Source organism: Oligoflexus tunisiensis (genome assembly GCF_001748245.1).
GTDB classification, from domain to species: domain Bacteria; phylum Bdellovibrionota_B; class Oligoflexia; order Oligoflexales; family Oligoflexaceae; genus Oligoflexus; species Oligoflexus tunisiensis.
The window spans coordinates 5,184,974-5,207,880 of sequence record NZ_BDFO01000001.1; the positions used below are offsets into that span (position 1 = coordinate 5,184,974).

Sequence of the window (22,907 nt, forward strand, 5' to 3'; positions counted from 1 at the left end):
GTGACGGAATGAGGGGCTCACCGCTCCTCATCCTCCTCCTCATCATCCTCGTAGGACTCTTCCAGCACTTCATCCAGAAGATCCAGATAAAGCCCAATGGTGAACGCCTCCTCCTGATGCAGGAGTTTTTCATCAATCCCGCTAGCTTCGGTCTTTTCCAGAATTTCAGTGCGGAGGTCGATCACGTCCTCCTTGCAGCGCTCAGGCAGCGCGAAAGGCCCGATGGTCAAGGGACGCACCCGACCGTTGATCGGCAGCATGATCGAACCGACGATGATTTCACCCGGCTTGAGGGTCTGCGAGGCCGTATCCTCTTCCACGGCGAGAGCTTGATCCTGCATGAGATCATGAAGTTTCAAAGACTGTCCTGAGGTCACTTCCATCACTTCAAAGAAGCTGAGAGGACGACGGTTGGAGGCACGAATGATATCCCGTTCCAGGGCGCTGAGCTCTTCGGTTTGCAAAAACGCTTCAGCCACGGTTTGATTCAGCGGCGCCTGGGACGCCGGTTTATCTTCCGGAGTTTCGATCACCCAATTGAAAAGGAACCAGGGGATAAAGAGAAGATTGAGAGGATCCTCAGGATCAAATGTAACCTCGGTCATCTCATCAAGGAAGAGAACCCAGGCCTGTTCGATCGCGCTTTCACCAAAGGCCTCTTCCGCAAAAGGCAGCATGCGTTCCATCAAAGCGGCTTCAGCTTCCCGAAACAAAACTTCATCGGAGCGTGCTGCCGATTCCTGAACCAGACAACATTTCTTATACTTTTCACCACTGCCACATGGGCATGGGTCATTACGTCCTGCTTTCATGATACCCTCCCGACCAAAGGCCCACCATAATGACTATTTCACCAGGAGGCCAGCCTTTTTCGGGAGCATGCGCCCTCTTTATCAGGGCGGCAAAATCATTTTGAACTTGGTGTCGATGGCCAGCTGAATCCCTGTGGTGTAGGACCCCTGAGCCGCACCATCGAACACGCAGTGACCACCGTCACCTTGAATGTTGATCGTGTGGAGTTTGCTTTGCTGATCCGCAGGGATGCCGGCAGCGTCCATGGCAGTCTTATAGCCTGTCACTGACCTTTGAATGCTGGTCAGGATATCCGGACGCTCGCCCGCCGTGACTTCGATGTGAACCCGGAACTTGCTCAGCATGTTGGGATCGGTAAAGGCCACGCGCGGCGCTTCGCCACCGCACAGAATCAGAGCTGCGGAATTATAATTCTGACCGAATTCCGGCAGGAGCGATCCCGTCAGGAAATAGGCGCCACCGGAAACACCGGAGAAATAAATGCGATCGAGGTTCACATTATATTTTTTAACGAGTTCGTTTTGAATCAGCTCATTCACATAGCGTGCATGGGCGCGCCCTTGGGCCCGGCCCCACTGCAGGTTGGGATTCGGCGCCTTCACTGTAACGCCGATCAGATCATAGCGCGCTTCCTTGTTAGGGAAATCGGTATACCCGCCGCCGCCATCACCATGCAGGTGAATATGAAAGCCGTAAATCTTTTGTCCAACATCGGCCGGCGCGTTGATTTTATAGCTGCTGGCCAGACCGGTGGAATCAGTGAACGGCACTTCGAGCATTCCCGTTCCGCCACCGCTGCCTTGAGAACTGCGCACAGCAGGAGCTGCAGGCGTCTCGGGCTTGGTTTCCGGGGCCTGCGTTGGTGCGGGCTCCTGGTCCTTTTCTGAACCCATGCTGGTCGTTCTGTCTTCCTTTGCCGCCTGGTCCACGGTGGTGTCCGCGACCGTGCGTGTCGTCCTTTGCGCGCGATAGGAGGGTTGCGCGGAGCAGGCCGTCCAGAACATAAGACTGATGAATAGAGTGGCACTCGTTTTCACAGCTGCTTTCCTTCCACAGTGAGGGCTGGCATGGCTTTTCCCCTGACCATGAGCAATGCTTATACCAGCGCTAAGCCCTTGATTTGTTCAGCCTGCCTGCGGCCAAAATCTGACAAAACCCCTGGAAATGTCGAGGTTTTCGACAGGTCCGCAGCATTACCCAAAAGGACGAATGTGGCCTTGGATTTGCAATCCTTGAGGTTGGATTTTTCAACAGGGAGAGTTGTTATGATGATTGAATACTTTGACAGGAATTGGTGGTTATGGTCACTGCGTGGTTTGATTGCTCTGGTATTTGGTCTCGGTGCTCTGACCATGGACAATCCCACGTTGACCTCGATGGTTCTTCTGTTTTCCGGCTTCATGTTTTCCGATGGAATCTTCGCCCTGCTGACCCTCTTTGCCAGGCGAACGGACGAGCGCTGGTCCTGGACTGTGGTCTTTGAAGGCATTACCGGTGTCGTGGCGGCAATCGCGGCCTGCATTATTCCCGACATGAGCGTACTTATGCTTATGGCTGTGGTCGGTGCCTGGGGCATAACCACAGGTATTTTGAAACTGGGCATCGCGTTCCGCTGCAGCAAAGCCAGCTGCGTTCCTGGCTCCTTTCTCTTCGGACTGGCAGGACTCGGAGCCATGGCCCTCGGTTTCACCTTCACCTTTTTTCCAGCGGTGGCCTATGTGGGCATCGCCTCGATGATCGGTTATTATGCGGTCTTCCTGGGTCTTATGATGATGATGGAAGGCTTCCGGCTCAAACGCTTCTATCGGGTGTTTGATGTGAAAAAAGTGCATTTGCAGATCCGGCATCCTTACTATCCCGCGTGAAAGGAGGACGGTATGCTGACTCTGAAATTGGTGATCGGCTTGATCTGTTTGCTCTATCCGTCGCGCGTGGGAGGGGCTTCGGCACAACCTGCTGCCGCACAAGGCATGACTCCAGAGACCGCGCAGGATGAAACTCTCGGCAGGGATAGGGTGCATGCAGATCAGATTGCCTGTGGTACCATCCAGGCCCTGATCCAAGGGCATGCCACCTGAGTCTAGCCGCGCACTCCTTGCTCTCCTGTCTCGAGAGGAGGAGTCGCGCTTTGCACCTGATTGTTGATCAAAATATCAATTCGCCCAAAGGGCTTCAGTGATTTTTCGATCAACCCTTTACTTGCAGCAGTATCCTTCAAATTCCCAGGCACCATAAAGCAGCGGCAACCTTCGGCACGAATGTAGCGAACGGTGTCGACCGCTTCTTTCTGTTCCTGGGGTTTGTAGTTGATAATAATATCAGCACCTTCCCTGGCAAAAAACATCGCGACATCGCGACTCTTATCCAGGTCATCGCCGGTGATGAGTACGATCTTGCCTTGCAGTTTTCCGTGTTGGTGTTTTTCATCGAATGGGCTTTGCATGAATAGTCCTCCTCTCCCATGCGTCGAGGAGGATTTTGCAGATTACATGCCAAGCCCGATGGAAGATGTTTTCAGCGGAACCATACGCGATGAATGGTGTCGTCCTCAAAGTCATTCGAACCGAAATCGCATTCCCAGGAATCGTCGTTGGATTTTACGCTCCAGGTAGTATCCTGGTTGCCATTATCCTGACTGAAGGGATCAAACGTCAGGGCCAGATCGCCTGCATCGATACGCCCCTGATCCATGCCAGCCGGCAGAATTCCGGTATGTCCCGTGAGTTTCACAAAACCTGGGTTGATATCCTCGCAATCGCCGACTCCCGTTCGCGCGGCTGCGATGCAGCTCGGATCCTGGGTTTTAAAGTGGATGACGCGCGGGTTCTCGGACGAACGACAGTAAAAGCGCAGCTCCTTCACCACGAAATTGGAAAGCATGGCATTGCTTGCATGACCCCAATTTTTGGTGAGCGCGGACTCATCCGTGCCGAGCGTGTCACCAGCCAGCAGAGGCAGATCCGTGGTGTGGAGCAGCAGCGGTGGATTGGTGTCGGCTTTATGTGAATAATTGAGCAGCAAGGTCCAGCCGCCGCCATCTTCGGTCATGTCACATGATGCGTCGATGGCGACCCGGGTTTCGAGAGCTGCGTTTAGATAAATCTTGAACGTCCCGCTGACCGCATCCGGTTTCGCCTTCTTAATCTCCGCGCAAGATGTCGGGTAAAAAGGCGCTGGCGGAGGGGTCGGAGTTGGCGTCGGCGTGGGAGCTGCGGCACCAGAACCAGCTGTACCATCCGCTGGGGGAGTTTGCTGATCACTTCCGGGCGGAACATTATTTTGAGGGCTGTCATTGGGAGTCTCCCCTGGGCTGTTGCCGATAACAATATCCTGTCCTTCGATGGATCCTATCGGCAGGGTTGGGCCGGAAGTTGCGTCCGCGCTGCCATCATAAAATTTTGTCTGTTCTTCCGGTGCTATAGGCCCTTGTCCGGCTTTACAGCCGGCCACAGCGAATGCCGCGGTCACCGTGGCAAGCACGGATTTCATATAAATACCCACGTTTAGCCCCCTCTATTGCCCCAAAATGTCCTTTGGTCCAGTTATCAGGATCGGTCTTTTTTCCCCTCGTCTTGAGAGGAAAGGCCAAGCCATTGGGATTTATCCCAAAAACAGGAAGCCTTCGGCGGTGGCTTGCAGTGGGTTTCGGTCTTCTGTATAGCTTAGGGTCGACCGCAGCAAGTCCGCGAGACGGGAGGAATTTTTATGGAAACGATCATGACCCGCAAGGACCGCATTATGGCGGAACTCAAGGGCATTTCAGATAAAGATGAGCGGCTCAAGGCCATCATTGAATATGGCAAGAATATGCCGAACTTACCGGCGGAACTGAAAATCGACCCGTTTCTGGTGAAGGGCTGTATTTCCCGCGCCTGGCTGGTGCCACAAATCCAGGGGGAACGTCTCCGTTTCATGGCTGATTCTGAAGCCATGATCGTGAAAGGCATCATCGCCTTGCTGCTCCAGGTCTATAATGACAGCACCCCACAGGAAATTCAGAGTCTCGCTCCGGATTTTTTGGCGGAAGCCGGCATCACCGAGCTTCTGTCCATGAATCGTCGCAACGGACTGCGGAATGTCCTGGCGATGATCCAGACCTATGCTGATAGAATGAGCAGTCCAGCCTGACTTTTTTGTCCTCGATGGCCCAGCAAATGATTGGACTTCCCCACAGCCTCGGCTAGACTGCAAGACCGTGAACAGACAGGCAGGACCCGTATGCAGAGCCAAGCAGACCAATGGAACCCCGATTCGTGGCGGGCGCGACCGATCAAGCAACAGCCACAATACGATAACCCATCCTTGCTGAGTGAGGTACTGGGGGAAGTGCGCAAGCTGCCTCCGCTGATTTTTGTCGGCGAGGTCGATCGGCTGAAGCAGTATCTGGCGGCCGCCGGTCGCGGTGAGGTTTTTGTTCTGCAAGGAGGCGACTGCGCGGAGCGCTTTCAGGACTGCAACAAGGATGCGATCACCAGCAAGTTGAAGATCCTGCTGCAGATGTCGGTGGTCCTTTGCTATGGCCTGCGCAAGCCCGTGGTTCGCATCGGTCGGATTGCGGGTCAGTATGCCAAGCCTCGTTCGCAGGATACGGAAGTCGTGAATGGTCAGGAAATTCCTGTCTATCGCGGCGATATCATCAATTCCTTTGAAGCGACTCTGGAAGCCCGGAAACCGGATCCGCATCGTATCAAGCGTGCCTATCTTCTGGCCGCCAGCACGCTCAACTATGTCCGCGCTTTGACCAAGGGTGGCTTTGCCGATTTGCATCAGCCGCAGAATTGGGACCTGACCTTTATGCAAAAGGTTCCGCAGCGCCAGGAGTACGAACGCATCGTCGCCAATATTCGCGACGCAATCGTCTTCATGGAGGCGCTCGGCAATCGCGAAGAAAGTCTGCGTTCGGTGGAATTTTATACGTCGCATGAAGGGCTGCTGCTTCCCTTGGAGGAGGCGCTTACCACCTTCGCGCCCGAGCAAAACCATTGGTACAACCTGGGCGCACACATGCTCTGGATCGGCGACCGCACGCGGCAGCTGGATGGAGCCCATATTGAATATTTTCGCGGGATCGCCAACCCCATCGGTTTGAAAGTGGGGCCCTCATCCGATCCCAAGGAAATTATAGAAATCTGCCGCACCCTCAATCCCAGGAATGAGGAAGGCAAGATCACGCTGATTTCCCGCTATGGCGAAGGCAAGGTCAAACAGCACCTGCCTTCGCTGATTCAAGCCGTACGCGGAGCAAAAATTCCCGTGGTGTGGAGCGTGGATCCCATGCATGGCAACGGCATCAAAACCCAGGGCGGCATCAAAACCCGGGATTTCGACGCCATTCTGTCTGAAGTGCAGGAAAGCTTTGAAGTGCATCAGCAGCTGGGCAATCCGCTGGGCGGCATTCACTTTGAGCTGACGGGTCAGGACGTAACAGAATGCATTGGCGGTGCGACTGGAATTACCGCGGATCAGCTGGATCAGAATTATGAAACCTACTGTGACCCTCGTTTGAATTATTCGCAAAGTCTGGAGATGGCTTTTTTGATTTCCCGCATGCTGGGGCAGGCTTGACAAGGGGCCCCCGCCTTAACCTGCCATGGACATGACGGCCATTGTTATCAAGGCAGCCCCCGACAACAGAACCACAATTGTTACCAACACAGCTATGGACATCATGGCCGCCAATGTCAGTATCGCGGCTAACATCATTTCCAGGGTGTAACGAATTGTGCTTCCCATGATCACTGCTGCCCTCTCGTCCTTGAAAGGTTGGACTCGCTTTCTCATAAAAGCAAAGGTTGTGCCGAACAAGCCTGTAGCCACGCGCCGACAGCGGTTTTGATACAAAACAGCGACAGACGTGGCCGCATTCCCTTGCGTTTGGCACGCGGTTTGTAAGTAGGATAAGCCGAACACTTGCCTAAGGAGAAGCAGCATGAGTGATTTTATTTTGGATATTGAGCAGATTCGAAAGGCCGCACGCGACCAAATGGAAAAAGGCGCGGTCACCGCCAACTACCAGGCCGATCGCAATGCCATTTTGAAAATATTGGACAGTGCCCTGGCCACCGAATGGATCTGCGTTCTGCGCTACACTCAGCATGCCAAATCCGCGCAAGGTCTTCATGCTGAACCAATTGCCAGGCACTTTTTCGAGCATGCTCAGCAGGAAGAAGGGCATGCCAATGAACTGGCCGATCGCATCAAACAGCTGGGTGGGAAGCCTGACCTTGATCCGGACAGTTTCAGGCGCCGTGCCCACACGCAGTACACGGAGTGCAATAGCCTTGTCGATATGATCAAGGAGAACCTGATTGCGGAACGTATTGCCGTGGATGCCTACAGTGCAGCGATTCGTTTCATCGGCCCATCCGACCCCACCACCCGCCGTATCCTGGAATCGATCCTTGCGGTGGAAGAGGAGCATGCGGATGAGCTTGCTGATTTGCTCGCCGCTTTTGACCCGCGCGAAAATCTGAACTGACGTCAGGGCTCCGCACGGACGATCGTGACAGGAAACTGCACCACAAAGCGCGTATGCGGAGCCTTGCTATCCAGCTGGAACATCCCGTTCACGTCCCGGATAATCCCATCCACAATGCTGAGCCCGAGCCCCGTGCCCTTGCCGATCGGTTTCGTGGTAAAGAAAGGCGATCGGATGCGATCCCGGAGATGTTCCGGGATGCCAGCCCCGCTGTCCGTCACGGCCACATCCAGATGCTGGGGTTGCAAAACAAGCTCGAGGTGTATCCATCGTTCCGGACAGTTGGCCACGGCATCGATGGCGTTATTCAGCAGGTTGACGATGATCTGCAAAAGTTTCACATATTTGCCGCTAATCTTTTGTTCCGGATCGGAACACGCGACATGAAGCTCAATATCGCGATTGTGCATGCGTTCCTGACAAAGCTCCAGACATTCCTCCTGAAGTTTGTGCAGCGTGAAGACAACATCCTGCTCATAGGAACCTTCATGCGCATACGAAAGCAAAGCTCGGGAAATGGTTGAGATACGAAGACAGCTCCGCTCGATGCTGCTGAAGATGGCCTTCTGCTCGTCCGTAAGACCTTGGGTTCGCTCGAGATCGCGTTTCAATCGAATCGTATAACCGTGAACGATCGCCAGGGGATTATTGATTTCGTGGGCCACGCCACCGGCCATTTGCCCGAGTTCCGTGAGACGTGCATCCTGCATCAGCTTTTCGCGATGGCGGAGGATTTCAGCCTGAGCCAGCTGCAGATCCCGTTCAAAACGCGTGCGCTGCATTTCATAGAGCGCGGCGATGGTCCATATGCCGAGCGTCACGCCCAGCACATCACCCCAAAAAACATCGACAAAATCCTCGCGCGTCATGCCCACCGGGACCATGCCCGCGCGATCCTTGAGCATTTGAATCAGGGACATCTGGACCAGGAGGACGAAGCCGCACCAGTAGATTCCCAGGGGCAAACCGAGAATATAAAGACCAAAAAGTCCGAGGCCGGCATACCAGAAGTAGGTACCCGAGATCGCCACCTGTTCCGTCCAGGCGAAGAGCGTGAGAGCCAGCAAAGGACAGAAAAGGAAAACGAGCGCGGCCAGGGCAAAGGAACCGATCGAGCGCAGGATGATCAGCGCGGCGACGGAACCGAAGAAAAGAAGGGCAAAGCCCAGGCTGTGCCGGATAATCGTGCCGCTATAGCGCGGAAACATGTAGAGATAAATGCAGGGAACAAAGACCATGCAGACCGTACACAATCCAACCAGCATGCGGGCCCGGAAGCGATCGCCGGGCGGAACCTCCAGCAGCTTGCGATGCAGCATGAAATGGGAAAAGTCAATTTGACTAAGTATGGCCTGAACAGTCCTCACCCTCGGGTCCTTTTCCGGTTCCCGCTTCTTTACTGCTAATGTCCAATAAAAGCAATCCGCGGATCCTCGCGCGTAAATATAAGGAATTATTTAATAAATTCACAATAAGAGGGCGGGTAATTTTTAATGTTGCAAATGATTTTCATTATCAATATTATCAAAAATGTCCCGCCGGCTTCCCTGTTTTGGGTTGGTCTGGACACAAGGCAAGATCGATTGGGTCAGAAGGAAATTCAGGTTCCTTCTGACTTTGTTCACCCTTGGTTTTTTCGATTGCGCGCTGCGATCGTGAAGATAGTGACAGAATTTAACGGGAAATAGTTGCGGACGGCTGATGCTGGCATCAGCCGTTCTGTTTTTGGGCGAGATAGGCCACCTGCTCAAACAGCAGATGCGGATTTACAGGCTTGCTGAGATGCGCCGTGTAACCTACAGCCAGGCAGCGATTTTTTTCCTCGGGAAAGGCATGCGCGGTCAGCGCCGCTATGGGTTTGCGATAGCCTTTTTCCCTGAGGCGCGCGGTCGCCGCATAACCATCCAGGCGCGGCATCTGCACGTCCATCAGCACCACATCGAAGTCTTCCGCGAGCGCTTTTTGAACGCCTTCCTCACCATCACTGGCCAGCGATACCGAGGCCCCGGCGCCTTCCAGAAACCGGCTCATCATCAATTGATTGTCGGCGGAATCATCGACCACCAGGACGCGAATGCCATGCAAACGCGGACGATTGGTGCTGGCCCTTTCGACTCGCGCTGGGGTTGAAGCGGGGACCGCGACTTCCGCCGTCAAGGGCAGGCCCACCAGAATTTCAATGCGGAAGGTACTGCCTTCACCGGGAGCCGTGGTCACCAGATGCAGATCGCCTCCCATCGCGCGGGCGAGCTGCCTGGAAAGAGCCAGTCCCAATCCGGTGCCTCCGTAGCGCCTCGTCATCGAGGTATCCGACTGCGTAAAAGGTTTGAAGAGTTTGGCGGCCTGCTCGGGCGTCATGCCTTCGCCGGTGTCCTGCACCAGAATCCCAAGTTTCGCCTTGTCCTTATCCAGATTTTCACACTCCACCTGCACCTCAACCCGGCCATGGGCTGTGAACTTCAAAGCATTGCCGATGATATTGAGCAGGATCTGCCGAAGGCGCAATGGATCGGTCAGCACCAGCTTCGGCAGGGTTTCGACCAGTTTCAACTCCAGGTCGAGGCCTTTCTCATCCGCCTTCAACTTGAGACCGATCAGGGATTCCTGGATCAGATCGACAAGGCTCACACGCACCTTCTCCGTTTCGAGCTTGCCGGCTTCCACCTTGCTCAAATCGAGAATGTCATCGATGAGACGCGCAAGGAGTTCACCGTTGCGCTGAATGGCTTCGATGCATTGATCAGGCGCCAGACCACTGCGATCGGGATCCTTGAGCAGCTCACTGAAACCGAGGATGGCGCCAAGGGGTGTGCGAATCTCATGGCTCATATTGGCCAGAAACGCACTTTTCGCCTTGTTGGCTTCATCAGCCAGAATCTGTGCCTGTCGTGAGGCCTCTTCGGCCCGCTTTTGATCGTCGATGTCGGTCGCGCCACCAATCCATTTGCTGATGGCACCCTGGGCATCCATCAAAGACTGCCCGCGCAAAAGATGCCAGCGCCAGGTGCGATCGGTACGCCGCAACAGGCGCAACTCCGCTTCAAAATTCTCGCCGGTGGCCCGCGCGCGTTTCCATTCCGTCTGATAACGCTCCTGCTCATCGGGATGAATGGCCGTCAGCCAGTTGTCCTGCAAATCGTCGAGATTATCATGGCCATAGGCCAGCCAGCGGGAACTGAGATAGGTGATGGTTCCTTCGGGATCGGCAGTCCAGACGATATGCGGGCTGACTTCCGCGAGCACGCGATATTTTTCCTCGCTTTCACGCAGCATCAGCCGGCTCTTGTAAGCCTCCACAAAAATTCGAACCTTGCTGAGCAGGACGAAGCTGTCGATCGGCTTATAAAGAAAGTCCACCGCTCCGGACTCATAACCTTTGAACATCAAATGGGGACTGTGCGCAGCTGCGGTGACGAAAATGATCGGCGTCGTGCGGCTGCGGGAGCGACCGCGCAACAGGGCACTGGTTTCAAAGCCATCCATATCCGGCATCTGCACGTCGAGCAGGATGACAGCGAATTCGTGATCCAGCGACAGACTCAGCGCTTCCGCTCCGGACGAGGCCTGATAGATTTCTTCGCCGAGCTCAGCCACGATGCGGGTCATCAAAAGCAGGTTTTCCTTGCGATCATCCACAATTAATATTTTTGCTGGCTGCATGAAATCCTCTTCTGATAAATGCGGCTTTGTGCAACAACTTCAACGTAGGCGGGGCCCAATAAGGAAAATTGCAGGCTTTCCTTCATGCCTATGGCCAAAAAACCTCGATGACAAAGGCTCTCGTCAAAAAGTTTGAGCACGCGCTCGCGCAAAGCAACATCGAAATAAATCAACACATTGCGGCACAGGACCAACTGAGTTTCCGAAAACACGCTATCTGTCACCAGGTTATGTTCCGCGAAAACGATATGATCCCGCAAGCGGCGATCGATGGCGGCCATGCCATAGTTCGCAACGTAGTGGCGGGCAAAGTCGCCATCGGGATGAATCAGGCGATAGTTTTCCGTCGCCTTTTGTATCGTCGCAGTGGGATAAACCCCAGCCCTGGCCTTGCCGAGAGCGGTGGGATTGATATCGGTCGCATAGATGATGGTGTTCTGCAGGAGGTTGGCCTCACGCAATAGGATGGCGAGGGAATACACCTCCTCGCCCGAGGAACAGCCCGCATGCCAGATCTTGGGCGAAGGATAGGTGGCCAGGCGCGGCAGCACCTCCTGAACCAGAGCCCGATAAAAATCCGGATCGCGAAACATCTCGCTGGTGGTCACGGTCAGATGCCCCAGGATTTCATGAAAGAAGCCTGTCTCATGCAGAATCCGATCCCGCAAGGTGGCAAACGTAGGGATGCCCCAGCGTCGCATCACAAACTGAAAGCGTCGCTGCAGGGAATGGGGCGTGTAGCCACGAAAATCGTAGCCATGGAGCTGATGAATGCTGTCCACCAGCCCCTGCAGATCCTTGGGGTCCAGGGCTAAATCAAACCTCATGCTTCAAAATCCCTGTGGGGCGAGCCAAACGCGAATCAAGGAGATCAACCGTTCCATATCCACGGGTTTGGCCAAATAATCATTCGCACCTGCGGCCAGGCACTTCTCCTGATCGCCTTTCATGGCTTTGGCGGTCAGGGCGATGATTGGCAGATGCTTGAATATCTTATTCTCACGAATTCTCTGCATCGCTTCGAGGCCATCCATGACAGGCATCATCACGTCCATGAGGACCAGATTGATGGACGGATCCTTGTCCAGCACATCGAGGGCCTCCTGACCATTCCGCGCGGTCAGCACCGCGGCGCCACGATCCTCAAGGACGTGGACCAGCGCAAAGAGGTTGCGCATATCATCATCCACGAGCAGGATGCGGGCATCAGAAAAGGAACGTTCGACCAGGCGGGCCTCGCGAAGCAGGGCCTGCGAACGAACCGGCAGGTTGTCCTCGATGCGATGCAGGAAGAGAGTGGTTTCATCCAGGAGTCGTTCCATGGAACGTGCGCCTTTGACCACGATCGCTTCCGCATAACGGCGAATGCGCTGCTCTTCATCACGGGACAGCCTTTGCCCGGTATAAACGATGACCGGCGGATGCCCCAGACCTTCCTCCTGGCTCATGGTTTCGAGCAGTTCCAATCCGCTCATGTCCGGCAGTTTCAGGTCGAGCACCATGCAATCAAACGTCTGGCGGCGCAGCTCGTCCATGGCCGCCTTGCCACTGAGGACCCCGGTGATGTTCACCTGATCCGAACCCTGAATGAGCTGGGTCATGGCCTCCAGCTGAATCGAATCATCTTCGACGATCAGAATATTCTTCACCGCCTTTTCGCTGAGGCCTTCGATTCTTTGCAAGGCGCTCTGCACATCGTCGAGGCTGACCGGCTTCATAAGATAACCGATGGCGCCTAGATAAAGGGCATTGCGACTGTAATCCGAACCCGAGATCACGTGGACCGGGATGGGCCGGGTCTGCGGATTGGATTTGAGTTTCTCCAGGACTTCCATCCCGCCGATGTCGGGCAGTCCGAGGTCGAGCACGATGCCATCCGGCAGGTAAGTGAAGGCATCGCTGATCCCACGTTCGCCGCTTTCGCTCAGCAGGCATTTAAAACCGCGTTCCTGCACCAGTTCGCGGAGCATCTGGGCAAAGTTGGGGTCGTCGTCGATCACGAGAATCTTTTGATCCTCGGCGCTCAGCTGCTCACGATCATCGCGGAATTCCTGGCGGGAATGCAGCGGAACCTTGGGCTGCTGGGGAGCCTGGGGAGCTTGAGGCGCGGGCGCTTGCGTCTCCACAGGTGCCTTGGGCTCGGTCGCTGCGGATTCCGGCAGCTCCTGAGGCAGCAGCAGCGTAAAGGTGCTGCCGACATCGACTTCACTTTGCACCAGGATGCGTCCATGCAGGAGATTGGCCAGCTCCCGGGAAATCGACAGGCCGAGCCCGGTTCCACCGTAGCGACGACCGATGCCGCCATCGACCTGGCGGAAGGCCTCGAAGATCACTTCAAACTTATCGGCCGGGATGCCGATGCCGGTGTCCTTCACTTCAATGGCCAGGGCATAGTCTGGATACTCGGGGCCCGGTGCGCTCATACGCACGCGAACGGATCCCCTCTCCGTGAACTTGATGGCATTCGAGACGAAATTCTTGATGATCTGCTCCACGCGCTGCGCATCCGTCATAATCATATCGGGAGAGGATGCCTCGAGCGTACAGGACAGGTTGATGCCTTTGTTCTGAGCCAGGCTTTGAAAACTGCGTTCGATATTTTTCTTCAGACTGGAAATAAACAGTTCACTGCGCTGCAGTTCAAGCTTGCCGGCCTCAACCCGGGCCAGATCCAGAACATCGTTGATCAGATTCAAAAGGTCCTCGCCCGCGGCATGAATCATGCGGGCAAACTCCACCTGTTCCGTGGTCAGATTCCCGACCTTGTTGCGTTCCAGCATCTGCCCGAGCAGGAGAATACTGTTCAAAGGGGTCCGCAGTTCATGCGACATATTCGCCAGAAATTCGGATTTGTAGCGGCTGGCTGTTTCCAGTTCGCGTGCTTTCTCCTCGGCCGTAAGCTTGGCTTCCCGCAGATGCCGGTTGAAAAGTTCCAGCTGTTTTTTCTGTTCTTCCAGGTGAGACTGCTGCTGTTCCAGCTCGGCATTGTTTTCTTCCAGCGTTGTCTGCTGCATTTCAAGCTGAGCCTGGGCTTGCATGAGAGCCTGAGCCTGCTGACTCAATTCCTCGTTGGTGGAATGGAGTTCCTCCTGCTGCGCCTGGAGTTCCTCGGCCTGCTTTTGCGTTTGCAGGAGGAGTTCCTGCAGACGGATGCGTTTGAAGGTGGCATTGATGCGAATGGCGGCATATTCGCAGACGTATTGCAGAAGATGCATCGCGTCGTCATCAAATTCACTTAATTTGCCAAGCTCCAGAACGCCGATGATATGATCGTTGAAAATCAGGGGCACGATCACAAGATGCGCAGGGGTCACACGCCCGAGCGAGGATTCCACCTGAATATAAGAGGCCGGTGGATGCTTCAGCTCGATTACCTTATGACTGGCTGCGGCCTCACCAATGAGCCCTTCATGCAGGTGATAAACGCGTTTGGCATCAGGGCCAGGGGTATAGGCATAGGCAGCGGCCCGTTCCAGTTCGCCATTCAGTTGACTCAGATAGAACGAACCCAGCGTGGCATTCACATAAGTGGCGACCGTCCGCAAAAAGACTTGAGCCAGCTGATCCACGGGAAGATCGCCGCGAATGGCTTCGCTGATTCGCGCGCTCCCTTGGTTCACCCAATCCTGCTTTTTCAGAAGCGCATGCGCGATGTCCGTGGCCCTTTGCTGTTCCGACAAGGCCTTTTGCGCCAAAATAAAGCGTTGTACCACCAGGGCGACAAGCCAGGTGGTGACGACTCCAAAGCCGCGATTGAGTATGACCACAGTGAGGGGCAAATCCTGGTCTGCGGATTTGAAAAAGCCACCAATGATCGCGAGCGTGGATAAACCAGCCAAATAGAGCGGAAAATGCACGCGGCCTGAATAAAGCGAAAGCGCAACCACAGCAATGTAAGGAATCCAAACGGCAATTCCCAAGGTGGCTCGCGAATCAAAAGCGAATATGATGGACGCCGCCAGGATCAGGCTCACCATGACCCAGCGTTGCCGTGCTGCCGATTGATTTTCAAACACGTTTCCTGACTCCTGGACCAAAGATCACCAAGTCTATCAGGCCATTAGCAACTATCTGCAGGGATGTCAAATGATTCGCCCTAAAACCCATTGTTTCTGGCGCAAAAAAATAACGGTGCAGTCTAAATCCTACAGGTATTTTGGACGTGCCTGCTCTCCCTTAAGCGGAGGCGCGGGCATGATGGGCGATGGGTGCGCACAAGGGAAAACGGATTTCAAAAACAGTTCCGGCAGAGTTTTCCGTTCGCGATTGAACGGTGACCGTACCATTAAACTGTTCGATATAAACATGAGCGATAGGCAGGCCAAAACCGGTTCCGTTTTCGTTGGCGGTGCCCGGGCGCGATGTGGCCTGCGTGGGATCAAAGAGTTTATCGATCAGGCCAGGAGGAATGCCGATGCCATTATCTTCAAAGCGGATCACGACCTCCTCCTGATCGCGCTGCAGCTGGATGCGAATGACGCCACCTGGTCTCGAAAACTTGATGGCATTCGACATGAAATTGCCGAGGATCGTATGCTCCAGAGCTGTGGCCTCTCCCAGCATGTAAAGAGGCTCACCCGGCTGGTCCAGCTGCACGGTCAATTGTTTGGTTTCGAGGCCTTCGGAAAAATTCAGGACAAGACCGTCCAGGATTCCCTGCAATTCGATCGGCACACAGCGGAGAACTTTCTTGCCGGTGGTGACGGCAATCATTTCGCGCACGTGTCCAACCAGATTGTTCTGCTGTTGCACCGCACGCTGGATGCGTTCAAGGTTGTGCGTCGAGGCGCCGGAAGTCTTGCAGCGCCGCAATTCAAGGTCGGCGGAGGTGGCGATGATGGAAATGGGTGTGGACATATCATGCGTGATCACGCGGACCAGGGTATTGAACCAGTCGAGGCGCACGGTGGCGAGCCGTTCCTTCTGCTCCGCCTGATTCTTCTCGGATTCCAGGTTTTTCAGCCGCTGCGCCAGCCCAAAGGAAACGATCACCATCTCCAGGATGATGCCGAGGTGAAAGGCATAGTCGGTGAAGAGATTGGAAGGCAAAACATTAAAAAGTTTCAAAAGCATGATGGAGGTAAAGGTGAGCATGACCAGGCGGGCCACCATCATCGACAGCGCCGGACGGAAGCCTTTCCGCCACACATACCAGCCGGTGGCCACGACGAGGATGATGCCCGGTATGGTTTGAATATTGACCAGCTGATTGGCGAGACGGGTTTGGTCCAGAGTGTTCAGAAGGCCTGGCAGAATATTCACGGCAATGCAAACATTAAAGACGCGGGCCAATTTCGGAAAACGGATATCGGCCTGGTAAAAACTTTTCAGCATCAGTAAAAGACTGACGGCCACGCAGCTGGAAAAAATCGGTGTAAAATGGATCCAGCCGCCACTGGAAGGCCAGGGCCAAAGCCAGTCCAGAACGCCTTCGAAGTTGGCGACCACGGCCAGAAGACTGCCTACATAGGTTGCATAATAGAGATAAACGCGCTGGCGGGTCAGATACCAGGTCATGGCATTGGAAATGATGAGAGCGAGCAAAAGTCCATAAAATATGCCCTGAAAAACCAGGGAGGGCGTCAGCCTTTGCGTGATCCAGAGGTTGGCGGGTTGCAAGGTGAACGAGGCGTCCTGAATTCCACCCTGGGCCTGGACACCCAGGATATACTCATAGGAGCCGGGCCCATGATTTTCGACGAGGAGGTGAATGCCTGAACTGTGAATGGAACGTTCGTGTGGAGGAAGCGAACTTCCCCCACGGGCGGCGACCTGGAGCTGACCCTGCACCACCTGATAAAGGGTCACCCAGTTCAGACTGGATTCCTTCATGGATAGAACAAGACGCGGTGGTGTCTCCGCGTCCACGACGAGATGAAAGCGAACCCAGAGCGTCCCATCCGCAAACCCCATATTCAGCGACTGATGGGTTGTGGGCTGCGACCAGGTCTGCGTCAGAAGCTGATCCGCCTGGCTCCGCCAGCGATCGTTCTCGTCCCGGAGCAGGCGAACCTGATCCCGATAACGGACATCGATGCGGCTGTGAGGGGGAACGCGCAGGGCTTCCTGAGCATAAAGCGGGACCTTCGCCTGGGCGAAAACACTTGCAAAGAAGCACAGGATATAAAAAAACAGAATGCGCATGTTGCGCCTATCGGCGGATGGAATGGGACCCCGAGGGGGGCCGCAAACAGCCGCATCCGCGGGTTCAGCCGTCTCATTAAAATTCGTGGAATCAACCGGTTAATAAGTTTATCTTTTTGTAAGAATCAACCGAGCCCAGGAGGGGAACCATGGTTTTATCTGTCGCCACCAGCCGGCGCTTTCTTTTGAGTGTGCTCCTGGTCGCAGCACCCTTGAGTGGCTGTAATTTCAAAGAGGAAAAGGACCAGGATGATGACGCGGACCAGGTGACGGTCGATCCATCCGCGCCGGTAACCTTTGCCGAGATCTACTCGAAAATTCTGCAGCCCAGCTGTCACGGCTGTCATTCCGTGGGCGGTGGCAATGAAGGGGGAGTGAATTTGGAAAGCTATTCGGCAGTGAAAGAGCAGCTGGTTGCCATTCGGCTTTCCACCGTGGATTCGACCCGCATGCCGAAGGGGGATATCCTCAGCGCCAATCTACGGGCGCTACTCGGCGCCTGGATTGAACAGGGGGCGCCGGAGTAACCTTCCGGCCCTTTTTTCAAAGCCAGTACTGCATCACCAGCCAGGCACTGTCGACGAGCTTTGCGTACTGCGGAGTCCTCTGCTTCTGCCACTGTCCCGTCAGGATAAAGTGAGGCCGCGGTTGCCAGCGCAGGCCGGGTCCGTAGCCTTGAAAGGCGATTTTCTTTTCCTGGCGATCATTTTTCTTCATCTCATGCATGATCGTCAGATCCAGCCCGCGGACCACTTCGATCCCGGCTTGCGTATAGGTCACATAACCTTCAATCAGCTCGCCGGTTTTGGGTGCCAGGCGTACCCAATCGTATTCTCCAAGCAGAAAAATGCGTTTCGTCACGCCCCAGGTGAAATGCGGCCCGAAGATTTCGCGATTGGTTTCATCGGTGGCGCGTCCTGCGAAGTAGCTGGCGCCGAGGCGGATGTTGGGATCGAGGTGCAGAATCTGACCGGAGGCGGTAAAGCCTTTTTCACTTTCCTCGTCGTCGTCATCGGGCCGTCCCCCGATGCCGGTAAAGGAGAGGACATAGTTCTCGGTGAGATAATTGACCTCGGCGTTATAAGTTTCCGAAAATTCCTCCCAGCCGAGTCCCCCGCGAATTTGAGCCGTGTGGTTGGGGATGCTGAGGCCATAGTTCTTCATGAACTTGCCGACCCGGACACTCAAATTATCGTTGATATTCACAGCCAGGTAATGCCGGGCGCTGACCCATTCGTCGTCATCATGGTCATCGGGCAAATTGATATCACGACCGAAGCTGGCCAGGAATGTGAGTCGCTCGGTGGACCACCCAAGCTCCACATCGGACTGCATGAGAAAGTAGCGGCCCTGACGGAATTTAGGGTTGTCGGTGTAAGTCTGGACGGAACGGAAACCACCGCCGATGAGGAGGGCGTCCGGGATTTTTTTCACGCCGCCGTGGAGCGGAAGGCCCTCGTCCTCGCGGGCCCAGGTGCTCATGAATTCGGCGGCCAGCGCACGACCATAAGCTGTCAGTGTTCCACCACCCGCGACACTCACATGACAAGCTGCGCAGCTCGCATAACCATGGCGGACAGTATCAGGAAACGCCTGAGCGAGGCCTGAAACCAAAAGCAGGCTCGCCATCCAGGACACTAAAAAAAGTAGCCTCACTTTACTACCACCTTGGCATGGGTTGTCACTGTCACCGTCACAATGGGTTTAACGTGGACGCCGGCGAAACTTGGAAGTTTCTCCACGCCATGTTTAGACAGATCCACATCGAAATTGAACGTGTATTTAACTTTGTCACCTACAACCTGTGTAAAGACGTGTCCACTAACAGGATTTTCCACACCTCGAATTGTAATTTTTCCCGAGAACGGCGCTTTATCCGTCTCCTGTTTCAAAACCTGGCTGGGATCTTTCCACGGCAGATCCGTGGCGACAAATTTCGCCTCAGGATACTGTTTGACGACAAAAACTTCCTCTTTCATAGTATTATCACGTTTCTCGAACTGGCCTTTCAGAGTCGACAGAGGGAATGTCGCATAACCTTCAATCGCTTTCGGACCCGAAATCTTGAAACTGCCTTTGACACCAGTGCCATCGCCGTCAAACTTTAAAACCCCAGCCTTGGCCTCGTAATGGACTGCCGATTCTTCGGGTATAAGAGTAACCGTGACACCTGCTGCGTGGGACACCGAGCTTTGAATCATAAAGCCGGCAAAGACGAGACTGCGAGCGATCAATTGGACATGCCGCATGGATTTACTCCTGTTGAATCGGGGCGCAAGGCCTGAGTTTCTTGTTTAAGCTGAATCCACAGGTCCAAGGCAAGCGCAATTTCACGCGGACTCCACTGATGAAATTGCACTCAATACCCGACAGCCCAAGGATCTGTGAATTGAATCAGCCTGTGCGTCCAGTATAGCGAACTTATTGACAATCCCCAAAGCATGCCATAACGATCGGTAAAAAGCATTTGCGGCATTTCGTGACTCTGATCAAAGGCCCGCACCCGGAGGGAAGGGCTCAGAACTTCTGTCAACGACCCATCGGGGGCCAGGCGGAAGACATGACCGCGGTTGAGTTTTTCTGACAGAAGTTTGGGTTCGGCAGGTTCTGAATCGGCCTCCAAAGCCATAAGATACAAAAAGCCATCCGCTGACGGCAGAAAGAGTTCCTGTTCGGGCATGATATAGGCTTCGCTGAAACCGGAATCAAATTCATTCAGAATCTGCAGCCTTTGATTCTGGCTATTCCAAAGGTAATAGCTTTCATCCGCAGCAATCAGAATAGTGGATCCATCCACGCGGTAGCAGCCATCGACGGAAAGACGGGACTCATCCGGGAATACTGTGTTGTTCTGGTCCCACTCCGCCAGCTGGCGGGTTTTTCGCTGAAAGGTGACCGAGAAATTATTATTGCTGAAGTAGAGAGTTGCACCCGTATCAATGCCACAGAGGCGGCCGCCATCATCCGGGAATGAAGGTTGCGGCAAGGGGAAGTAGGACACGGCATCCTTTTCATAGGCACAGAGGGCGGCATTCCCTTCCGGATTCAGACACGTAAACCAAACGATACCGGTCCGATCTTCAAAGAATTCGGGCGACCCTTTGCCTTTGGCCGAATCTGCAATCCTCCGCGGTTGGTCACTCCCCACCGCCTGCACCCAGAAGGCTCTGCTGGTGTGCATGAAGAGGTTGGAAGCTCTGTCTTCGTAACACGAAAACACCATGCCGCTGTCCATGTCACTGACATCCATGCGGCTGATCCAGATTCCATCACTGAGTTCCCAGACCTTGAGCGATCGGCTGCAGGCCCGCATCTTTCCGTGAACTCCCATCCATAAGCCGATCACATTTTCCATATCGTCCCGATCGGCATTGCGGTTGATCCAGGGTCTTCTGTGATAACGTGCAAAGGAATCAAAGCCCGTGACAAAGACATCTCCGGTTTTTGTGATAAAGGGCGATTCCCCCAGGGACATGGACAGCGGCAACTGCTTCAATTCCCCATTATGTTCCAGGTAGGATCGCCCTTCCAGGGTGGTGAAGGCCATGTCGCGCGCATTCCAAAATACGGCAGCATCCACATGATCGGGAATACCCTCGAAAAGAGGATGAATATTCCAGGAAAGAGTTTGTTCAGACCAACGGAAATTGCCTATCATCGCTGTAAAATCTGCATCCAGAACAAAGGAATCAGCCATACGGGTGGCGTGGGAAACTTTACGGACCAAATCAGGATAGGATACGGACTGTCCATTGTCCCAACGAACAATTTCCTTCAGAAGAGGCGGGGACGATTGATGATCAGAAGCTATCATCCAAAGATGCCCAAAGCGATCCACGAGGTAACGATACTGGACAGTATCGTCTCTATCATTGGATTTTGGCACTTCCAGCTTTTGCCACTGATCCTCACGGTCCAAGGAATAGACGTAATTCTCAAAAAATGCCCATATCCGTCCTGTTTGGTCCACAGAAAGCTGTGTTTCCCGATTGAAAAATTCCGGTAACAGGGACGTTTTCTGAATCTGATGGTCCTGTATGAGCCAGGCAAGCTGCGGCGAGTAGAGCCAAAAACCTTTCTCGGGATGGATCGCGACGCTGGGATACTTATCGTCAAAATTCAAGGGCTCACCCACAGGCTGCCAATCCCCTTGATGCCACCGCATGACCTGCAGCGCATCGGGTTTTTCGCCTTTGAAGAAATAAATGCCATTATCCCGGGTGCGGACGGATTCGACAAGACCCGGTCCGGGGGAAATATTTATGAAGTTCCCATCCTTCCAAATTCCGACCTTCTCCCCCGCCAGACCCAGAAGATTCCCTTCCGCATCTTCCGCCAGCTGATAAGGCGGCAGCTCAATACCTGGCGGGAGTTCAATGGGAAAACGCTGCCAATGCTCACTATCCAGCACGAGATTCAAGGTTTTTCTGCGCTCATGGCCGGCCCTGTCAGTGGCACGCACGTGAACCCGGAGCGTCGCATGATGGCTATAGCTGGAACGCCAGTATTGGAAAATGCCAATACCAAGGGCGGCATCACAAGGTCGAAACGTATCGAGCGGGAGACCCTTGCAGCGACCTGCCGTACAGGTCACGCTTGGTGTCGTCACAGTTTCCACGCTCCGCAGAATGATTTCCGCCCGGCACTCAAGAGACGCCTCAAGCTGCTCGAGGGGAATATCCTCATGATAAAGCCCACTCACCTGGGCCTTAAGGATTGGCACTTCTTCATCGAGAACAAATCCATCGCGATTCCAGCGATCCTTGTTCCACCGCACATCGAAATCGGGAGCCTTGTTTGAAAAAATCACCGTTCGGCAGCTCGTCGCCCCTTGATTGTCGGCACGATCCTTGGCAAAGGCGAAAACATTGAAGAGGCCCTCATGTTCGTTGTGCATGCTTTTCAGAGGCTGAAAATTCGCAGGATTCTGACACTGAGCCACAGCCTGGCAGGCATTGCCATTCTGAAGATCCTGCGGCAACGTTGACCGTTCCTCCATACAAACAAAAAGCTCCGCATGCTCCCCCGAAGGCTTCCACGCCAGCCCCTCATCCAGATCCACGACATCGATCTCCCGCGTCCCGTCCGCCAAACCCAAAAGCGTCGGCGCGTGATGCAGCACCGTGAGAGGACACTGAGCCGGAAAACTCACCAGCCGGGGCGCCTGCTCCAATCCATCAGTCAGATCATGCTGAAAAACTTCCAGCTGATACTGCCCTTCAGGCAGCACACCTGTTGACCAGGTTTCCGGTAAGGCGAGTTCCTCACCAAACTCCTTCGTGTAAAGTACGGTCGCCCGCTCATCATGCACATTGCGAGCCTGCACCAGCAGGCGAACATTCTGCATGGAACCATGAGCCGTCACACTCCAGTCTCTCTTCAGCTGCGTATGAGCAAACTGATTTCCCCCCTGGCACAGCGTTTCGAAGGTAAAAACAGGCTTTCCAATTAAACGACGGCCCGGGAATCGCTCCACCGCCCCCTCCCGTTTCCAATACACAGCCGCCTTGCTCCGACTATCCACGACGGCCAATTCCCCCAGTTTATCCGGAATTTCCACACAGCCACCCGCCGTGGGACGCAGCTCGGTGCGCTGGCCCGATGCATCCCGAAACTCCGCAACCAGAGTTGAGACCTGCGATCCTGAGAGAGACTGCCCCGCTTCGTCCAGAATCTGCAGATAATTTTTTTGCGAGTCCTCGCGGCTGATCCCGCACGTCACAGCCACTTGATCGAGGCTGTTGTTCCAGTTCGCCTGGCAGGAGACCAGGACAAAGCATAAGAGCAGAACTTTGCAGGGCATGGCATTCCC

General features: G+C 54.5%; 19 protein-coding genes. 6 read left to right on the forward strand and 13 right to left on the reverse strand.

Features of this window, described 5'->3' with window-relative positions; genetic code table 11:
• Positions 1 to 17 precede the first annotated feature (17 nt).
• Complete coding sequence (locus OLTU_RS21360) at positions 18 to 812, reverse strand: YecA family protein (protein WP_141734779.1); 795 nt, start codon at positions 810 to 812, stop codon at positions 18 to 20.
• Positions 813 to 893: 81 nt separating this feature from the next.
• Positions 894 to 1,850, reverse strand: a complete 957-nt coding sequence (locus OLTU_RS21365) for a hypothetical protein (protein WP_141734780.1) — start codon at positions 1,848 to 1,850, stop codon at positions 894 to 896.
• Between the two features lie 228 nt (positions 1,851 to 2,078).
• Between OLTU_RS21365 and OLTU_RS21370 the strand changes: the two genes are divergently transcribed.
• On the forward strand, positions 2,079 to 2,678 hold the full coding sequence (locus OLTU_RS21370; RefSeq protein WP_176736831.1) for an HdeD family acid-resistance protein: 600 nt from the start codon (positions 2,079 to 2,081) through the stop codon (positions 2,676 to 2,678).
• Between the two features lie 12 nt (positions 2,679 to 2,690).
• A complete protein-coding gene (locus OLTU_RS21375) occupies positions 2,691 to 2,891 on the forward strand; it encodes a hypothetical protein (protein WP_141734782.1) in 201 nt (66 codons plus the stop codon).
• 2 nt (positions 2,892 to 2,893) lie between these two features.
• Here OLTU_RS21375 and OLTU_RS21380 read toward each other — a convergent pair whose 3' ends face one another.
• Positions 2,894 to 3,256, reverse strand: a complete 363-nt coding sequence (locus OLTU_RS21380) for an SDR family NAD(P)-dependent oxidoreductase (RefSeq protein WP_141734783.1) — start codon at positions 3,254 to 3,256, stop codon at positions 2,894 to 2,896.
• Between the two features lie 71 nt (positions 3,257 to 3,327).
• Positions 3,328 to 4,314 carry a fibrinogen-like YCDxxxxGGGW domain-containing protein gene (locus tag OLTU_RS21385; protein ID WP_141734784.1) on the reverse strand — a complete coding sequence of 329 codons (987 nt, stop codon included), beginning with the start codon at positions 4,312 to 4,314 and terminating at the stop codon, positions 3,328 to 3,330.
• Between the two features lie 204 nt (positions 4,315 to 4,518).
• Between OLTU_RS21385 and OLTU_RS21390 the strand changes: the two genes are divergently transcribed.
• Positions 4,519 to 4,941 (forward strand): SufE family protein, encoded by a 423-nt coding sequence (locus OLTU_RS21390; protein ID WP_141734785.1) that lies wholly within the window; start codon positions 4,519 to 4,521, stop codon positions 4,939 to 4,941.
• 90 nt (positions 4,942 to 5,031) lie between these two features.
• The gene (locus tag OLTU_RS21395; RefSeq protein ID WP_141734786.1) at positions 5,032 to 6,378 is read left to right on the forward strand and encodes a class II 3-deoxy-7-phosphoheptulonate synthase; all 1,347 of its coding nucleotides are present in this window, start codon (positions 5,032 to 5,034) and stop codon (positions 6,376 to 6,378) included.
• 15 nt (positions 6,379 to 6,393) lie between these two features.
• Here the strand turns inward: OLTU_RS21395 and OLTU_RS32450 are convergent, their stop codons facing one another.
• On the reverse strand, positions 6,394 to 6,744 hold the full coding sequence (locus tag OLTU_RS32450) for a hypothetical protein (protein WP_218110176.1): 351 nt from the start codon (positions 6,742 to 6,744) through the stop codon (positions 6,394 to 6,396).
• Between OLTU_RS32450 and OLTU_RS21400 the strand changes: the two genes are divergently transcribed.
• Positions 6,743 to 7,291 carry a ferritin-like domain-containing protein gene (locus tag OLTU_RS21400; RefSeq protein ID WP_141734787.1) on the forward strand — a complete coding sequence of 183 codons (549 nt, stop codon included), beginning with the start codon at positions 6,743 to 6,745 and terminating at the stop codon, positions 7,289 to 7,291. The two genes, OLTU_RS32450 and OLTU_RS21400, sit on opposite strands and share 2 nt — an antisense overlap.
• Before the next feature lie 2 nt (positions 7,292 to 7,293).
• Here OLTU_RS21400 and OLTU_RS21405 read toward each other — a convergent pair whose 3' ends face one another.
• From OLTU_RS21405 to OLTU_RS21425, 5 genes are all read right to left on the reverse strand, one after another.
• On the reverse strand, positions 7,294 to 8,610 hold the full coding sequence (locus OLTU_RS21405) for a sensor histidine kinase (protein WP_141734788.1): 1,317 nt from the start codon (positions 8,608 to 8,610) through the stop codon (positions 7,294 to 7,296).
• 391 nt (positions 8,611 to 9,001) lie between these two features.
• Positions 9,002 to 10,951 (reverse strand): hybrid sensor histidine kinase/response regulator, encoded by a 1,950-nt coding sequence (locus tag OLTU_RS21410; RefSeq protein WP_141734789.1) that lies wholly within the window; start codon positions 10,949 to 10,951, stop codon positions 9,002 to 9,004.
• Complete coding sequence (locus OLTU_RS21415; RefSeq protein WP_141734790.1) at positions 10,930 to 11,778, reverse strand: CheR family methyltransferase; 849 nt, start codon at positions 11,776 to 11,778, stop codon at positions 10,930 to 10,932. Before OLTU_RS21415 ends, OLTU_RS21410 begins: the two co-directional genes overlap by 22 nt.
• A gap of 3 nt (positions 11,779 to 11,781) precedes the next feature.
• Positions 11,782 to 14,967 (reverse strand): response regulator, encoded by a 3,186-nt coding sequence (locus tag OLTU_RS21420; RefSeq protein ID WP_141734791.1) that lies wholly within the window; start codon positions 14,965 to 14,967, stop codon positions 11,782 to 11,784.
• Positions 14,968 to 15,127: 160 nt separating this feature from the next.
• The gene (locus tag OLTU_RS21425; protein ID WP_141734792.1) at positions 15,128 to 17,095 is read right to left on the reverse strand and encodes a sensor histidine kinase; all 1,968 of its coding nucleotides are present in this window, start codon (positions 17,093 to 17,095) and stop codon (positions 15,128 to 15,130) included.
• A 149-nt stretch (positions 17,096 to 17,244) separates the two neighbouring features.
• On the opposite strand from OLTU_RS21425, the gene OLTU_RS21430 reads away from it, so the two are divergent.
• Positions 17,245 to 17,622, forward strand: coding sequence for a hypothetical protein (locus tag OLTU_RS21430; RefSeq protein WP_141734793.1), 378 nt, complete (start codon positions 17,245 to 17,247; stop codon positions 17,620 to 17,622).
• Positions 17,623 to 17,638: 16 nt separating this feature from the next.
• Here the strand turns inward: OLTU_RS21430 and OLTU_RS21435 are convergent, their stop codons facing one another.
• The 3 genes from OLTU_RS21435 to OLTU_RS21445 all read right to left on the reverse strand — a co-directional run bounded on the left by OLTU_RS21435 (position 17,639) and on the right by OLTU_RS21445 (position 22,898).
• The gene (locus OLTU_RS21435; RefSeq protein WP_141734794.1) at positions 17,639 to 18,751 is read right to left on the reverse strand and encodes a hypothetical protein; all 1,113 of its coding nucleotides are present in this window, start codon (positions 18,749 to 18,751) and stop codon (positions 17,639 to 17,641) included.
• Positions 18,748 to 19,344: a YceI family protein gene (locus tag OLTU_RS21440; RefSeq protein ID WP_141734795.1), complete on the reverse strand. Its 597-nt coding sequence runs from the start codon at positions 19,342 to 19,344 to the stop codon at positions 18,748 to 18,750. Before OLTU_RS21440 ends, OLTU_RS21435 begins: the two co-directional genes overlap by 4 nt.
• 110 nt (positions 19,345 to 19,454) lie before the next feature.
• Positions 19,455 to 22,898, reverse strand: a complete 3,444-nt coding sequence (locus OLTU_RS21445) for a hypothetical protein (RefSeq protein ID WP_141734796.1) — start codon at positions 22,896 to 22,898, stop codon at positions 19,455 to 19,457.
• Positions 22,899 to 22,907 lie beyond the last annotated feature (9 nt).

Coding starts and splice junctions, on each gene's coding strand:
- OLTU_RS21360 (WP_141734779.1), bottom strand. CDS start 812: ATGAAAGCAGGACGTAATGACCCATGCCCATGTGGCAGTGGTGAAAAG.
- OLTU_RS21370 (WP_176736831.1), top strand. CDS start 2,079: ATGATGATTGAATACTTTGACAGGAATTGGTGGTTATGGTCACTGCGT.
- OLTU_RS21375 (WP_141734782.1), top strand. CDS start 2,691: ATGCTGACTCTGAAATTGGTGATCGGCTTGATCTGTTTGCTCTATCCG.
- OLTU_RS21380 (WP_141734783.1), bottom strand. CDS start 3,256: ATGCAAAGCCCATTCGATGAAAAACACCAACACGGAAAACTGCAAGGC.
- OLTU_RS21390 (WP_141734785.1), top strand. CDS start 4,519: ATGGAAACGATCATGACCCGCAAGGACCGCATTATGGCGGAACTCAAG.
- OLTU_RS21395 (WP_141734786.1), top strand. CDS start 5,032: ATGCAGAGCCAAGCAGACCAATGGAACCCCGATTCGTGGCGGGCGCGA.
- OLTU_RS21400 (WP_141734787.1), top strand. CDS start 6,743: ATGAGTGATTTTATTTTGGATATTGAGCAGATTCGAAAGGCCGCACGC.
- OLTU_RS32450 (WP_218110176.1), bottom strand. CDS start 6,744: ATGCTGCTTCTCCTTAGGCAAGTGTTCGGCTTATCCTACTTACAAACC.
- OLTU_RS21405 (WP_141734788.1), bottom strand. CDS start 8,610: ATGCTGCATCGCAAGCTGCTGGAGGTTCCGCCCGGCGATCGCTTCCGG.
- OLTU_RS21410 (WP_141734789.1), bottom strand. CDS start 10,951: ATGCAGCCAGCAAAAATATTAATTGTGGATGATCGCAAGGAAAACCTG.
- OLTU_RS21415 (WP_141734790.1), bottom strand. CDS start 11,778: ATGAGGTTTGATTTAGCCCTGGACCCCAAGGATCTGCAGGGGCTGGTG.
- OLTU_RS21425 (WP_141734792.1), bottom strand. CDS start 17,095: ATGCGCATTCTGTTTTTTTATATCCTGTGCTTCTTTGCAAGTGTTTTC.
- OLTU_RS21430 (WP_141734793.1), top strand. CDS start 17,245: ATGGTTTTATCTGTCGCCACCAGCCGGCGCTTTCTTTTGAGTGTGCTC.
- OLTU_RS21440 (WP_141734795.1), bottom strand. CDS start 19,344: ATGCGGCATGTCCAATTGATCGCTCGCAGTCTCGTCTTTGCCGGCTTT.
- OLTU_RS21445 (WP_141734796.1), bottom strand. CDS start 22,898: ATGCCCTGCAAAGTTCTGCTCTTATGCTTTGTCCTGGTCTCCTGCCAG.